15 protein-coding genes are annotated in these 14602 nt (G+C 70.6%); 11 read left to right on the top strand and 4 right to left on the bottom strand.

Going from position 1 to position 14602, the window contains the following annotated elements:
- Nucleotides 1-34: 34 nt before the first annotated feature.
- Nucleotides 35-553 carry an SsgA family sporulation/cell division regulator gene (locus ACH4S8_RS38260; RefSeq protein WP_398402819.1) on the bottom strand — a complete coding sequence of 173 codons (519 nt, stop codon included), beginning with the start codon at nucleotides 551-553 and terminating at the stop codon, nucleotides 35-37.
- 269 nt (nucleotides 554-822) lie between these two features.
- Between ACH4S8_RS38260 and ACH4S8_RS38255 the strand changes: the two genes are divergently transcribed.
- On the top strand, nucleotides 823-2664 hold the full coding sequence (locus tag ACH4S8_RS38255) for an RDD family protein (protein WP_398402677.1): 1842 nt from the start codon (nucleotides 823-825) through the stop codon (nucleotides 2662-2664).
- A gap of 63 nt (nucleotides 2665-2727) precedes the next feature.
- Entirely contained in the window at nucleotides 2728-3465 is a 738-nt protein-coding gene (locus tag ACH4S8_RS38250) for an RDD family protein (RefSeq protein WP_398402675.1), read from the top strand.
- A gap of 197 nt (nucleotides 3466-3662) precedes the next feature.
- On the opposite strand, the gene ACH4S8_RS38245 is transcribed toward ACH4S8_RS38250, so the two are convergent.
- A complete protein-coding gene (locus ACH4S8_RS38245; RefSeq protein WP_398402673.1) occupies nucleotides 3663-3956 on the bottom strand; it encodes a hypothetical protein in 294 nt (97 codons plus the stop codon).
- 440 nt (nucleotides 3957-4396) lie between these two features.
- Here ACH4S8_RS38245 and ACH4S8_RS38240 point away from each other — a divergent pair, with 440 nt between their 5' ends.
- On the top strand, nucleotides 4397-6751 hold the full coding sequence (locus ACH4S8_RS38240) for an immune inhibitor A domain-containing protein (RefSeq protein ID WP_398402671.1): 2355 nt from the start codon (nucleotides 4397-4399) through the stop codon (nucleotides 6749-6751).
- 131 nt (nucleotides 6752-6882) lie between these two features.
- Complete coding sequence (locus tag ACH4S8_RS38235; protein WP_398402669.1) at nucleotides 6883-7218, top strand: hypothetical protein; 336 nt, start codon at nucleotides 6883-6885, stop codon at nucleotides 7216-7218.
- Between the two features lie 164 nt (nucleotides 7219-7382).
- Here the strand turns inward: ACH4S8_RS38235 and ACH4S8_RS38230 are convergent, their stop codons facing one another.
- Together ACH4S8_RS38230 and ACH4S8_RS38225 are read right to left on the bottom strand one after the other, a co-directional pair.
- A complete protein-coding gene (locus tag ACH4S8_RS38230) occupies nucleotides 7383-7967 on the bottom strand; it encodes an isochorismatase family protein (protein ID WP_398402667.1) in 585 nt (194 codons plus the stop codon).
- A 206-nt stretch (nucleotides 7968-8173) separates the two neighbouring features.
- Nucleotides 8174-9502 (bottom strand): nicotinate phosphoribosyltransferase, encoded by a 1329-nt coding sequence (locus tag ACH4S8_RS38225; RefSeq protein ID WP_398402665.1) that lies wholly within the window; start codon nucleotides 9500-9502, stop codon nucleotides 8174-8176.
- Nucleotides 9503-9621: 119 nt separating this feature from the next.
- On the opposite strand from ACH4S8_RS38225, the gene clpS reads away from it, so the two are divergent.
- The 7 genes from clpS (at nucleotide 9622) to ACH4S8_RS38190 (ending at nucleotide 14467) form a co-directional block, all read left to right on the top strand.
- Entirely contained in the window at nucleotides 9622-9939 is a 318-nt protein-coding gene (gene clpS, locus ACH4S8_RS38220; RefSeq protein WP_037619207.1) for an ATP-dependent Clp protease adapter ClpS, read from the top strand.
- Between the two features lie 53 nt (nucleotides 9940-9992).
- Nucleotides 9993-10598 carry a DUF2017 domain-containing protein gene (locus tag ACH4S8_RS38215; protein ID WP_398402662.1) on the top strand — a complete coding sequence of 202 codons (606 nt, stop codon included), beginning with the start codon at nucleotides 9993-9995 and terminating at the stop codon, nucleotides 10596-10598.
- 342 nt (nucleotides 10599-10940) lie between these two features.
- Nucleotides 10941-12392, top strand: a complete 1452-nt coding sequence (locus ACH4S8_RS38210; RefSeq protein ID WP_398402660.1) for an amino acid permease — start codon at nucleotides 10941-10943, stop codon at nucleotides 12390-12392.
- A 109-nt stretch (nucleotides 12393-12501) separates the two neighbouring features.
- On the top strand, nucleotides 12502-12924 hold the full coding sequence (locus ACH4S8_RS38205) for a M67 family metallopeptidase (protein ID WP_361681527.1): 423 nt from the start codon (nucleotides 12502-12504) through the stop codon (nucleotides 12922-12924).
- A 79-nt stretch (nucleotides 12925-13003) separates the two neighbouring features.
- A complete protein-coding gene (locus tag ACH4S8_RS38200; RefSeq protein ID WP_339129578.1) occupies nucleotides 13004-13105 on the top strand; it encodes a putative leader peptide in 102 nt (33 codons plus the stop codon).
- Nucleotides 13106-13220: 115 nt separating this feature from the next.
- Nucleotides 13221-13499: a MoaD/ThiS family protein gene (locus tag ACH4S8_RS38195; protein WP_355848868.1), complete on the top strand. Its 279-nt coding sequence runs from the start codon at nucleotides 13221-13223 to the stop codon at nucleotides 13497-13499.
- 17 nt (nucleotides 13500-13516) lie between these two features.
- Nucleotides 13517-14467: a cysteine synthase gene (locus ACH4S8_RS38190; protein ID WP_365484593.1), complete on the top strand. Its 951-nt coding sequence runs from the start codon at nucleotides 13517-13519 to the stop codon at nucleotides 14465-14467.
- Nucleotides 14468-14602: the final 135 nt, after the last annotated feature.

Raw genomic sequence — 14602 nt, 5'->3', positions numbered from 1 at the left:
GGCCCGTCAGGACCGCTCGCCGTCGACAAGCCCGTCAGGACTGCTCGCTGTCCGTCGACTCGTCCGACGGCCACGGGTCGCGCAGCCACAGATCGTCGGGCGACGGGGCTCCTCCCGGGTCGAGCGAGGCCGAGAGCCTCGGGGACGGCGCGAGCAGCTCGGCCAGGCCGGCGTCGATGCCGAGCCGCCCGGCCTCGGTACCCGGGGGGACCGCCCTCAGGGTGCGCTCCAGCCAGGCGGTGACCTGCGTGGCGGGCGCTTCGAGCAGCGCGTCCCCGTCCGGCGAGTTCAGCGCCATCAGGACGACGCTCCGGCCGCCGACCTTCGTCGGCCACACCCGCACGTCGCCGTGGCCGCACGGCCGGAACACCCCCTCGACGAGCAGCTCACGGGCGAAGGTCCAGCTGACGGGATGGTCGGATCCGATGTGGAAGACGATGCGGACGGCGTACGGGTCGTCGGTGCGGTAGCTCAGGCGCGCCGGTACCGGGATGCTGTGTTCGGGCGACAGGACGAGATGAAGCTCCAGTTCGCGTTCCACCACGGTGTACATGTCGATGCGCTCCCTTTCGTCGTACGGGCACCCGAGGACGGGCTCGTACGAGTGGAGAGCGCCTCGCGCCGCGGCCATTACGCGGGTTCGGAGAATTCTTTCCCGCCCGCCGCGGGCCCATGGTGTACAGCCTCGGACGTCCGGTCGCGCGCGGGAGGAGGAACCTTGCCCGAAAGGAGTGAGTACGGCGGGACCGGCCGTGACGCGTGCGCCGTTCTGATAGATGTGGACCTCGCACACGATCCCCGAGCAGATACGGGACGACGGACATGAGCGCCCCAACCCCGGCCCCTGGTGACGACACGCCCCGCGAAGGGTATTACCCGGACCCCTCCATTCCCGGATACGTCCGGTACTGGAACGGCGCCGCCTGGGTGCCGGGCACGAGCCGACCCGCGCCGTCGGCAGGCGAGGCGCTCGCCCCGCCTGCCGGCGTGCGCCCCGCGCAGCAGGTGCCCGCTCCGGCGTCGTCCCCCGAGTCCCCGGCTTCCCGCGGCCGGACGGGCATCCCCACCGCGGAGGAGACGGGCCCGCACTTCTTCGACGAGGACCCGCAGCCCCCTCGGCCCGAACCCACCCCCGCCCCGGCCGAGTCCCAGCACGGCAGCCGGCCCGAACCCGCCGCCTCGTGGGGCGCGGACCGCTCCCGGCAATCGGGCTTCGGCGGTGACCAGGACCGCCGGGTGTCCTGGGGCGCGCCCCAGGGGTCCGGCCCGCGTGACCCGCGTGCCGCGGGACCCGCCGACCCGGTGAGCCGGCCCGACGGGGCGTCGGCGCGCACGGACGGCACGACGACGATCCCGCCCGCCGACTTCGGCACCACCGTCCGGCCCCCGGCGTCCGCGGGGTCCGTGGTCTTCCGCCGACCCTCGGGTCCGGTGCCCTCCACGGGACCCGAGGGCCCGGAAGGCACCGGCGGTACGAGCCTGACGAGTGACGGGAGTTCGGGCGGAGCGGACGCCTGGGGCGGACCCGGGGCCGGAGCCTCGGCGGGCGCCGGGCCGTCCGGAGCCGGACATCCGGCCGTCACCGCCGGCGGATCGGACCCCGTTCCCGGCGGAGGCGACACGGCGTTCCGTGCGCCCTCCCCGCGTACGGAGCGGCAGGGCGGGGGCACGGGTCCGGCGAGTGCGCCGGGCGTGTCCGCCGCGTCGGGCCCGACGGCCGCACCCGGTCCGTCCGCCGCGTCCGCCGCTCGAGGGGGAACCGGGTCGGCCGCGCCGAGCCCGGCGCCTCCACTCCGCCCGGCCGTCCCGTTCACCGAGTCCACCGCGTCGCCCGGAGGCGGCCCCGGCGCCGGGCCGGACGGCTTCGAAGCGGGACCGGCAGCACAGAGCCCCGCTCCTGGTGCCGCACAGAGCCCTGTCCCGGGTGTCGCACAGAGCCCCGCTCAGGACTCCTTCCCGGGCGCTGCCGCCCGGGCGTCCGCTCCCGCCCCCACCGTCCCCCAACAGCCCGGCGGCTCCGCCCCCGTGGCTTCCGGAGCCGGCGGCGGTCAGCCCTCCTGGGCCCAGCAGGTGCACCAGCTCGCGGGCGATCCGGCCGAGGACGGAACGCGGATCCCTCCGTGGAAGCCGCCGGTCGACGACCCGTTCCAGGCGGCCGCACGCCGGCAGGCGGCGGCCCGACCGTCCGGCCTCGGCCGACGGCTGGCCGCCCGGCTGGTGGACACCCTCGTCATCGGCGGCGTCACCGCGGCGGCCGCCGTGCCGCTGGGCACCAGAGCGGTCGACCACATCAACGAGAAGATCGACACGGCCGAGCTGTCGGGGGAGAAGGTCACCGTCTGGCTCCTCGACGGCACGACCGCCTCCTGCCTCGGCGCCGTCCTCGCCGTCCTGCTCGTCTTCGGCGTCCTCTACGAAGTCCTGCCCACCGCCAAGTGGGGCCGCACCGCGGGCAAGAAGCTGTGCGGCATCGAGGTCCACGACATCGAGGGTCACGAACCACCGGCCTTCGGACGGGCCCTGCTCCGCTGGCTGGTCCTCACCGTGCCGTGCCTGCTGCTCGTCGGTTTCGTCGGTGTCCTGTGGTGCCTGTTCGACAGGCCCTGGAACCAGTGCTGGCACGACAAGGCGGCACACACGTTCGTGGCGGGGCCGGCCCGGTAATCCCGTCCCCCGGACGGCCCTTCGCCGGATGCGGAGCCAGGGGGTTCGCGGTCGACTCGGGCCATGAGCAGCGAACCGCCGCCTTCGGGCCCCGACCGGCCACCGGACGACGACCCGTTCAGGAAACAGCCCCCGCCGGGTGAGGGCGCGGGCTCCCCGTACGACCCGCCGCCTCCGTCCGGGGGCGGTTCCCCCTACGGACCGCCGCCCTCGTCCGGGGACCGGACCCCGCCCTACGGCAGCGAGCCGCCCCCGTTCGGCGGCGGTCCCTACGGCGAAGGCGGAGGTCCGTACCCGGGAGGCGGCGACCCCTACGGCGGTGGCGGCCCGTACGGCGGCGATCCGCTCGCCGGCATGCCGCCGCTCGCGGACAGCGGGAAACGGGTGCTGGCCAGGATCCTGGACATGATCCTCGTGGGCATCGTGGTGTGGCTGCTGTCCTGGGCGTTCGGGGTCACCGAGTACAACATGGACTCGAACAAGATCGAGTTCAGCAAGTCGCTCGGGCAGTCCCTGGTGGCCGCCGTGCTCTACGTCTCCTACGACACCGTGATGATCAGCAAGACGGGCCAGACCCTCGGCAAGCGGCTGTTCAACCACCGGGTCGCCAACCTCGACAACGGTTCGACCCCCTCCGTGCAGACCTCCCTGGTCCGCGCCCTGGTCCTGTGGATCCCGTTCGCGTTCTGCTGCGCCTGCGTCTGGACGGCCATCGCGGGCGGCTGGAGCTTCTTCGACAAGCCCTACAAGCAGGGCCTGCACGACAAGGCGGCCAAGACGGTGGTGGTCGACACCGGCTGACGGCTGCGGGACTACGGCGGGTCCCGGCGGTGGCCCGGACGGGGCCGGCGGCCGGCTCGTACGACTGGAGCGCACACCACGACGGCGGGTCCGTGGTTCACGGGCCCGCCGTTCAGACACGAGGTCGTGGCGTCCGGGGTGCCGGCGGTCCACCGGTCCGCTGGGGAACCGGGGCGCGCAGGCTCGGGTACGCGACTTCAGGGCCCCGCGGGTTCGCGCACCGGCTCGGGCGCGGAGGAGGCGGAGGCGGACACGGAAGCGGTCTCGCGCTGCGCCGGTACTCGCTCGTGGACGACGGCGGTGGCGGCGGCCGGTGCGGACTTCGGCAGCGGGACCGTCATGGCCACCAGCAGTCCGAGAGCGAGTGCCGAGAGGGCGATCAGCACGATCCCCAGACTCGAACTCGTCTGTGACAGCAGCAGCATGGCGAGTGTGGAGAAGATCACGGTGCAGGAACCGTAGGCGAGCTGTGCGGCGGTCGGACGAGGCATGGCAATCGTGTCCTCGGATGGGGGTTCTCCCCCCGGGGCCTCTCGCGATGGGGGAGGGTGCGGATAGATGTCGGGGGTGAGACAACGGTGTCGACGTGGCTGTCCGCCGGCTTCCGACGCTTCGCCAATCGACTCTATTCGCCTGCATGCCCGAGTGGAACGTCCGGTAAGCGTGACCTTACCCACGGTGCCGGTGCACAGGGGGCGCACGGAGTCATCGCGTCCCTCAAGTGGGCGTGACGGCGCGCCGGTCGAGGGGTTTCGGGGGCGTCCGGATTCCGAACGCACGCTCCGCATAATGCACTTGCCAGGTTCAAGTCAAGATCTGTTTTTTCTTTGGTAACTCCGGTCCAATGTCGTCACTTGAATCGCGTAGACGCGCGCGGACCTCCATGACCCGGAACCCCCTCCGCGTGAACGTGCGCGGGGGAGGACATCAAGTGACCAACAGACCATGGACGTTCAGAGCAGCCGCGGTGGGCGTCGCCCTCGCGGCGGCCACCGCCACGTTCTCGACGTACGCCGTGGCGCAGGCCGACTCGGCCGCAGCGTCACCCGTCGTGGACCGCCACGACCCGCAGCCGGTCAGGAACACGGTCGACCACGACCTCGACGGCCCGCTGAGCAAGACCCAGAACGCCCAGCGCCAGGAGGCGCTGAACCAGGTCATCTCCGGCGGCGCCAAGGTGCAGAACCGTCACGGTTCGCACGTCGTCCAGCTGAAGAGCAAGAAGGGCGACTCCAAGTACGTCGAGCTCGGCCGCGAGAAGACCGACAAGATCTTCACGATCCTGGTGGAGTTCGGCGACAAGACGGACCCCAAGTTCGGTGGCACCGCCGGGCCTTCGCACAACCAGATAGCCGCGCCGGACCGTGCGAAGGACAACAGCACGGCCTGGCAGGCGGATTACAACCAGAAGCATTTCCAGGACCTCTACTTCGGCACCGGCAAGAACACCGAGTCGATGAAGAAGTTCTACGAGGCGCAGTCCTCGGGCCGCTACTCGGTGGACGGCGAGGTCGCCGACTGGGTCAAGGTTCCTTACAACGAAGCCCGTTACGGCAACAACGCCTGCGGCAGCAAGAACTGCCCGAGCGTGTGGAACGTCGTCAGCGACGGCGTCACCGCCTGGGTCGCCCAGCAGAAGGCGGCCGGCAAGACCGACGCGGCCATCAAGGCGGACCTGGCCCAGTTCGACCAGTGGGACCGCTACGACTACGACGGCGACGGCAACTTCAACGAGCCCGACGGTTACATCGACCACTTCCAGATCGTGCACGCCGGTGAGGACGAGTCCGCGGGCGGCGGCGCCCAGGGCACCGACGCGATCTGGGCCCACCGCTGGTACGCCTTCGGCACCGACGCCGGCGCCACGGGCCCCGCGGGCAACAAGCTCGGCGGCGCGCAGATCGGCGACACCGGCATCTGGGTCGGCGACTACACCATCCAGCCGGAGAACGGCGGACTCGGCGTCTTCGCCCACGAGTACGGCCACGACCTCGGTCTGCCGGACCACTACGACACCGCCGGCGGCGACAACTCCACCGGTTTCTGGACCCTGATGTCCTCCGGTTCGTGGCTCGGCACCGGCAAGCAGTCCATCGGCGACCTCCCGGGCGACTTCAACGCCTGGGACAAGCTGCAGCTGGGCTGGCTGAACTACGACACCGCCAAGGCCGGCAAGCAGTCCACGCACAAGCTGGGCGTCGCCGAGTACAACACCTGGAACAAGCAGGCGCTCGTCGTCAACCTGCCGGACAAGGCCGTCACGACCACGGTCGTCAACCCCGCGCAGGGCTCGTCCCAGTGGTGGAGCGGCAGCGGTGACAACCTGAAGAACACGCTGACCCGGTCCGTGGACCTCACGGGCAAGACGTCGGCGAAGCTGACCCTCGACGGCTGGTACGACATCGAGGCGAACTACGACTACCTCTACACCGAGGTCTCGACCGACGGCGGCGCCAACTGGACCGCCCTGGACGGCACGGTGGACGGCGCCGCCATCCCGCGCGACGGCAGCGACAAGCCGGTCCTCACCGGCACGGTCGACGCGTACAAGAAGCTGGTGTACCCGCTCGACGCCTACGCGGGCAAGAAGATCGACATCCGCTTCCGCTACCAGAGCGACGGCGGTGTGGCGCTCAAGGGCTTCGCGGCCGACGAGATCAGCGTGATCGCCGACGGCGCCGCGCTCTTCTCGGACAACGCCGAGACGGCCGACGCCGACTGGACCGCCACCGGCTTCTCCCGCATCGGCGCCTCGTTCACCAAGAACTACGCGCAGTACTACCTCGCGGAGAACCGCCAGTACGTCTCGTACGACAAGACCCTCAAGGTCGGCCCGTACAACTTCGGCTTCTCGACGACCCGTCCGGACTGGGTGGAGCACTACCCGTACCAGACCGGCCTGTTGATCTGGAAGTGGGACACCTCGCAGGCGGACAACAACACCAGCGAGCACCCCGGCGTCGGCCTCGCGCTTCCGGTCGACTCGCACCCGAAGGCCCTGTGGTGGGACAACGGCACGCTGATGCGCAACCGCATCCAGGCCTACGACTCCCCGTTCAGCCTGTACCGCACGAGCGGTATCACGCTGCACAGCGCGGACGTCGCCACGAAGATCCCGTCGTCGAAGGGCGTGTCGGTCTTCAACGACCACACCAGCGACTACTACGACAACCGGAACCCGACCGGCGGCGTCAAGGTCACTGACACCAACACCAAGATCGAGATCGTCAAGCAGGCCAAGGATGGCTCCACGATCTCCCTCAAGGTCGGCCCCGCGGTGAAGTAACAGCATTTCCGCAGGTCAGAAGCGTATCGGCGGCAACCCCTGGCGGGTTGCCGCCGATCGTGTTTAGGTGCGTCCTGTGCCCGGCTTATTGACACCGGCATCGACACCGACTCACACGGGGGTGTGACCGCATGGCCGCAGGAGGTTTCTGCAGACTGCCCAACGGCAGCGTCGTCGTGGCGCTGAACCTGCCCAGCCCGGCAGGTCCGGCGGGCGGCTGCGTGCGGTTCCTGGTCGTCGCCCCGAACCGTGCCCGCGCCCTGACACGGCTGCGGAACCTCGGCCTGCGGGCGGTCTACCTGCGGGGCAACGGGTCCCCGCCGACCCCCGACGAGATCACGGCCGTCCTGCACCATCCCGACGGGCTCATATGGCGCACGGCCCCCGAGAACGGCGTCCACGAGCTGCCCCAGGAGCTGTGGCACCCGGTCAGGACCCTGCTCAGACGCCCGGCACCTCAGCCGTGACCGCAGTCGGCACTCCGGCCGTGACCGCAGTCGGCACTCCGGCCGTGACCGTGGCCGGCACTCCAGCCGTGACCGCGCGGGCGGGCCGGGCGGGCGGGCCCGGGCACGGCCCGGCGTCGCTCGACGCGACGGGCCGTGGCTCGGTGTGACCGGCCGCGGCCTCCCTAGACCACGGGCTTGCCCGTGAGCTCGACCCCGGCGGCTCGCAGTTCCTCCAGCGCCCGCTGCGTCGTCTCCTCCGCCACTCCGGCCGTCAGGTCCAGCAGGACGGTCGTGCGGAAGCCCTGCCGCGCCGCGTCCAGGGCGGTGGCCTTCACGCAGTGGTCGGTCGCGATGCCGACCACGTCCACCTCGCCGATCTCGCGGGCGCGCAGCCAGTCGCCCAGCGCCAGCCCGTTCTCGTCGGCGCCCTCGAAGCCGCTGTACGCCGCCGCGTAGGCGCCCTTGTCGAAGACCGCGTCGACCGCGCCGGAGGCGACGGCCGGGGCGAAGTTCGGGTGGAAGCCCACCCCCTCGGTGCCGGCCACGCAGTGCGCGGGCCAGGAGTGCACGAAGTCGGGGTTGTCGGCGAAGTGGCCCCCGGGGGCGATATGAAGATCGCGGGTGGCCACGACGTGCCGGTAGCCGGCGGGGGCCTGTCCGATCAGTTCCGTGACGGCGGCGGCCACATCGGCGCCCCCGGCCACCGCGAGGCTGCCCCCCTCGCAGAAGTCGTTCTGCACGTCTACGACGATCAAGGCGCGGCGCATGGGCTGTGTCCTTCGGCTATGGGTGCGGCAGACAAGGGTGCGGGCCCGGCCGTTGAACTTCCGAGCCTAGAGAATTCCGGGGTGGTGCGGGAGGGGGTATTCGGCTTCGGTGGCCCGCGTGGGCACGCTGCCGTTGCATTCCCGCTCACCGAGGGTTCATGCGCGGTGCCACCCCGGTAACGCCCGCACCACCCGTCCCGGGCATCTCAGACGTATTCGGTGGGGATCACCGGCTCGCCGCGCGAGAGCTGGGTCGCCGAGAGCGGCAGCCGGGCGAGGGCCTCCACGTGCCGGTCGCGTACGGCGTCGAGGGGCTCGCGGGACAGGACCTGTCCGCCCTTGACCAGCTGGACCAGGAGCTGCCGATCGGCCAGCCCGTCGGGCACCGGCCCGACGCCGATGACCTCGGCCTCCGCGACCCCCTGTCCGTCCAGGCGGCGCGCGGCCCACTTGCGGCCGCCGATGGACGTCTTGCCGCCCGTGGACTTCTTGGCCACCGGCTCCAGCGGCGCCTTCGGGTCGGCGGACTCCGCGCGGGCGACCAGTTTGTAGACCATGGAGCACGTCGGATGGCCGGATCCCGTCACCAGCTGGGTGCCGACGCCGTACGCGTCCACGGGCGCCGCCGCGAGCGAGGCGATGGCGTACTCGTCGAGGTCGGAGGTCACGACGATCTTCGTCTCGGTCGCGCCCAGCTCGTCCAGCTGCCGGCGCACCCGGTGCGCGACGAGCAGCAGGTCGCCGGAGTCGACGCGCACCGCGCCGAGTCCGGGCCCGGCGACCTCGACGGCCGTGCGGACCGCCTCGGCGACGTCGTAGGTGTCCACGAGCAGCGTGGTGCCCCGGCCCAGCGAGTCCACCTGGGCCCGGAAGGCGTCCCGCTCGTGGTCGTGCAGGAGGGTGAAGGCGTGCGCCGAGGTGCCCACGGTCGGGATGCCGTAGCGGAAACCGGCGGCCAGGTCGGAGGTGCTGGTGAACCCGCCGACGTACGCGGCCCGCGACGCGGCCACCGCCGCCAGCTCGTGGGTGCGCCGGGCGCCCATCTCGATCAGCGGCCGGCCGCCCGCGGCGGAGGACATCCGGGAGGCGGCCGCCGCGATGGCGGAGTCGTGGTTGAGGATCGAGAGGATCACCGTCTCCAGGAGCACGCACTCCGCGAAGCTGCCCTCGACCCGCAGCAGCGGCGAGCCCGGGAAGTACACCTCGCCCTCGGGGTAGCCCCAGATGTCCCCGCCGAAGCGGTAGGAGGCGAGCCACCGGAGGGTCGGCTCGTCCACGATCCCGCGCTCGCGCAGGAAGCCGAGGACGTCCGCGTCGAACCGGAAGTTCTCGACGGCGTCCAGGACGCGCCCGGTGCCCGCGACGACTCCGTAGCGCCGCCCCTCGGGCAGCCTGCGGGTGAAGACCTCGAAGACCGAGCGCCGCTCGGCCGTCCCGGCCGCGAGCGCGGCCTGCAGCATCGTCAGTTCGTACTGATCAGTGAAGAGCGCCGTCGAGGGCACATCGACCGGCAGCCCAAGGTCCGCTGTGTTCATGGCAGGGATCGTACCCCCATTTCGTCAGTTTGACGATTTCTCGCGCGACCGGCGATTCCCGGGCCCTGGAGCCCCTGTTCGGGGGTCCGTTTATGCGGGTGACCCCCTCTGGTGGGAGCATGGGCGATGTGACGGCTCCCGCACCTCTAGAGATCGAGAAGACCGAGTCGGCGGAGGAGGTCTTCGCCGTACCCGAGCCGGACGTCCCCTGGGTCACGATCGTCCACAACGACCCGGTCAATCTCATGAGCTACGTGACGTATGTCTTCCAGACGTACTTCGGCTACTCCAAGGACAAGGCCACCAAGCTGATGATGGACGTCCATCACAAGGGCCGGGCCGTCGTCTCCAGCGGCACGCGCGAGGAGATGGAGCGCGACGTGCAGGCCATGCACGGCTACGGTCTGTGGGCCACCCTTCAGCAGGACCGGAAGTAGCCGGCCCCCTGTCAACCGACCGCCCGCAGGACCGGAAGTAGCGAACTCACTCCATGCCCGGACACTTCGAACCGCTCCCCGGCGGCGGCGCGGCCGTCGCGCTCGACGAGGTCGAGATCTCCATCATCCGCTCCCTCGCCGTCCAGCTCCTGGAGCTCATCGGTCCCGGCCCCGCGGAGAACGCCTCCGCCGACCCGCTCGCCGAGCTGTTCGCCGAGGGCCCCAGCGAGCCGCCGAGCGACCCGGTGCTCAGGCGCCTGTTCCCCGACGCCTACAGCGGCCCCGGCGTCGAGGCCGACACGCCCGAACAGGCCGAGGAGCAGCAGGCCCATTCCGCCGAGTTCCGCCGCTTCACCGAGAACGACCTGCGCGCCGGCAAGCGCGAGAACGCCCTCACGGTGATCCGCTCGCTGGACGCGCTGACGCCCGGCGGTGACGGCGGAGCGGTCCTGGAGCTGACCGCCGCGCAGTCCGAGCAGTGGCTGCGCGCCCTGAACGACCTGCGCCTCGCCATCGGTTCACGGCTCGACGTCGTCGACGAGGAGGACACCGACCTCCTCTACCGCCTCCCCGACGAGGACCCGCGCAAGCCGATGGTGATGGCGTACCTCTGGCTGGGCGGCCTCCAGGAGACCCTGGTCGCCACCCTCATGCCCTGATCCGTACGGATCCGTCACCGCGCACGCCGACCCGAGTGTTCGCTCAGAGGACGCTCAAATCCGAATAACGATCACGTCACCGTAACCGCGTCCTTTGGGGCGCGGTTCGACGTTATGTCCGGTTCTTCCTGTGGTCTGCGCAACATCACCCTCAACCGATCGACGCCGCCGCCGTGATAAATCTTCACGACCGCCCGGCAGGACACCACCCATGTCCGCCGGGTGCGCCACCGAGCCGGCGGACCGCCGGCCAGGCACAGGCTCCACCTGTCCGGGGGGATCGGAAGCCGGTTCGAAGCCGAGGCACTGGCTCGGACCGGTATGGAGAAAGGCGCACCAGACATGACCTCATCGCAGGTCGGCCGACAGCACGACGGCAGTGAGGCCGTGCGCGGCGACGCCCCCGAAGAGGGGTACGAGCGCGGGCTCGGCAGCCGCCAGGTCCAGATGATCGCGATCGGCGGCGCCATCGGCGTCGGCCTCTTCCTGGGAGCCGGGGCGAACATCGCCAAGGCCGGTCCCAGCCTGATCATGATGTACGCCCTCGCGGGCGTGATCATCTTCTTCATCATGCGGGCGCTCGGCGAGCTCCTGCTCTACCGTCCGGTCTCGGGCTCCTTCGCGGAGTACTCCCGCGAGTTCCTCGGCCCGTTCTTCGGCTACTTCACCGGCTGGACGTACTGGCTGATGTGGGTGGTCACCGGCATGGCCGAGCTCACGGCCGCCGCGATCTACGTCCACTACTGGTTCCCGGCGATCCACCAATGGGTGACCGCGCTGGTCTTCCTGGTCGTCCTGTTCGTGGCGAACCTGATCTCGGTGAAGCTCTTCGGGGAGATCGAGTTCTGGTTCTCGATGGTCAAGGTCACCGCCCTGCTCGGCATGATCATCATCGGTGTCGGCGTCCTGACCTTCGGCTTCAGCTCCGCCGGTGACACCGCCTCGGTCGGCAACCTCTGGCAGTTCGACGGCTTCTTCCCCAACGGCATCGGCTCGTCCCTGATGACCCTCCAGGGCGTCATGTTCGCCTACCTCGCCGTCGAACTCGTCGGCGTCACCGCGGGCGAGTCCGAGGACCCCGAGAAGACCCTCCCGAAGGCCATCAACACCCTCCCGTGGCGCATCGCCCTCTTCTACGTCGGCGCCCTCACGGTCATCCTCTGCGTCGTGAAGTGGACGGAGTTCGCGCCGAACGTGAGCCCCTTCGTCGCGGCCTTCGCGAAGATCGGCATCCCGGCCGGCGCCGGCATCGTCAACTTCGTGGTCCTCACCGCAGCCCTGTCCTCCTGCAACTCGGGCATGTACTCCACGGGCCGCATGCTGCGGAACCTGGCCGAGAGCGGCGAGGCCCCGAAGGTCTTCGGCAAGCTGTCCTCCACCAAGACGCCCGCGCTCGGCGTCACGGTCTCCGTGCTCTTCATGGGCATCGGCGTGATCCTCAACTACGTCGCTCCCGGGAAGGCCTTCGGCTACGTCACCTCGGTGGCCACCGCGGCCGGCATCTGGACCTGGCTGATGATCCTGGTCAGCCACATCCTCTACCGCCGCGCGGTCGACGCCGGCCGGCTGCCCGCCTCGTCCTTCCCCGCCCCGGGCGGCGCGAAGTGCAGCTACGTCGCGGTCGCGTTCCTCCTCTTCGTCACCGGCCTGATCGCGTACGACTCCGAATCCCGTATCTGCCTGTACGTGATGGCCGTCTGGGCCGCCGTCCTGGCCGTCGGCTGGGCGGTCCTCAAGGCGCGCAACCCCCAGGTCACCGAACGCCGCGAGCCGGAGCTCGAGAAGGCCGTCTGACCGCCACCGGAGGTCCGGCCGACAAGGCCACCGCTCAGGACGTCCGGCATACGGGCCGTCCCGTACCACGCCTCGGTACGGGACGGCCCTTCTGTCTATCCTGACCAGCATGCTGACCATCACCGAGGCCCTGTTCGACCAGATCGTCGCCCACGCGCGCCAGGACCACCCCGACGAGGCGTGCGGCGTCGTCGCGGGCCCCGCCGGCACGGGCCGCCCCGAGCGCTTCATCCCGATGCTCAACGCGGCCCGCTCGCCCACGTTCTACGAGTTCGACTCCGGCGATCTGCTCAAGCTCTACCGCGAGATGGACGACCGCGACGAGGAGCCCGTCGTCATCTACCACTCGCACACCGCGACCGAGGCGTACCCCTCCCGCACCGACCTCGCCTACGCGAACGAGCCCGGCGCGCACTACGTGCTGGTCTCCACGGCGGACACCGACGACGCCGGCCCCTTCCAGTTCCGCTCCTACCGGATCGTGGACGGCGAGGTCACGGAGGAGGAGGTCAAGGTGGTGGAGAGCTACTGATCTCACCCATCGACCAAAAAGCGTCCGGAATGCGAGATCACACCCCGGAGCCCGTACCGGGAATCGATACGATGAGCTCATGGTTCTGAACGACGTGAGCGACAAGACGCCGGGCATGCTGCTCGTGGCGCGGCTGCACGTCGACCTCTGCAGGCTGCAGAGCGCCATCTGTACGCACTGACCTGCCGCCGTCGTACGGCCGGAGAGCCGCGACTCCGCAACCGGCGTACCCCTGCCCCGCCCGCGCTGCCGCGCGTCTTCCGACCTGACTTCCCTTCCGACAGGAGCCCGCAACCATGGCCATCGAGGTCCGCATCCCCACCATCCTCCGCACCTACACCGACGGCGAGAAGGCCGTCGAGGGCGGCGGGGCGACCCTTGCCGAGCTGTTCACCGACCTCGACACCCGTCACGCGGGCATCCGGGCCCGGATCGTGGACGGCGGCGAGCTGCGCCGCTTCGTCAACGTCTACCTCAACGACGAGGACGTCCGCTTCCTCGACGGCATCAACACCAAGCTGACCGACGGCGACAACGTCACCATCCTGCCGGCCGTCGCCGGCGGCATGGCCTGATCGGGCCCTGGTCTCCGATGCGCTACGACTCCCCGCTCGCCGCGGTGGGCAACACCCCTCTGGTGCGCCTGCCGCGGCTGTCGCCGTCCGCGGACGTCCGTATCTGGGCGAAACTGGAGGACCGCAACCCGACCGGATCCGTCAAGGACCGGCCGGCCCTCCACATGATCGAGCAGGCGGAGAAGGACGGCCGTCTGACGCCGGGCTGCACGATCCTGGAGCCGACCAGCGGCAACACCGGCATCTCCCTGGCCATGGCGGCGAAGCTCAAGGGCTACCGCATGGTCTGCGTGATGCCCGAGAACACCTCGCAGGAACGCCGTGACCTCCTCGGCATGTGGGGCGCCGAGATCATCCCCAGCCCGGCCGCCGGCGGCTCCAACACCGCCGTGCGCGTCGCCAAGGAACTCTCGGCCGAGCACCCCGACTGGGTGATGCTCTACCAGTACGGCAACCCGGACAACGCCGGCGCCCACTACGCCACGACGGGCCCGGAGATCCTCGCCGACCTCCCGTCCATCACCCACTTCGTGGCGGGCCTCGGCACCACCGGCACCCTCATGGGCGTCGGCCGCTACCTGCGCGAGCACAAGCCGGACGTGAAGATCGTCGCCGCGGAGCCGCGCTACGACGACCTGGTGTACGGCCTGCGCAACCTCGACGAGGGCTTCGTACCGGAGCTGTACGACGCCTCGGTCCTCACCACCCGCTTCTCCGTCGGCTCGGCGGACGCGGTCACCCGCACCCGGGAACTCCTCCAGCAGGAGGGCATCTTCGCGGGCGTCTCCACGGGAGCCGCGCTGCACGCCGCGATCGGTGTCGGCAACAAGGCCGTCAAGGCCGGAGAGCCGGCCGACATCGCCTTCGTGGTCGCGGACGGCGGCTGGAAGTACCTGTCGACGGGCGTCTACACGGCGGCGACGACGGAAGAGGCCATCGAGACACTGCAGGGCCAGCTCTGGGCGTAGCCCGGCCCCGGCGGGCGAAGACCGTTCCCGACCGCACTGCCCGTACCGGCGGTCCGAGACCGTCCGTACCGGCTGTACCGCGGCTGTCCGTACCGGCTGCACCGAGGGGCGCGAGGACCGACCGACGGTCCTCGC

Source organism: Streptomyces sp. NPDC021080 (genome assembly GCF_044333225.1).
Lineage (GTDB): Bacteria > Actinomycetota > Actinomycetes > Streptomycetales > Streptomycetaceae > Streptomyces.
Note: the sequence above shows the minus strand (reverse complement) of the source record. Positions and strands in the feature narration are given on the sequence as shown.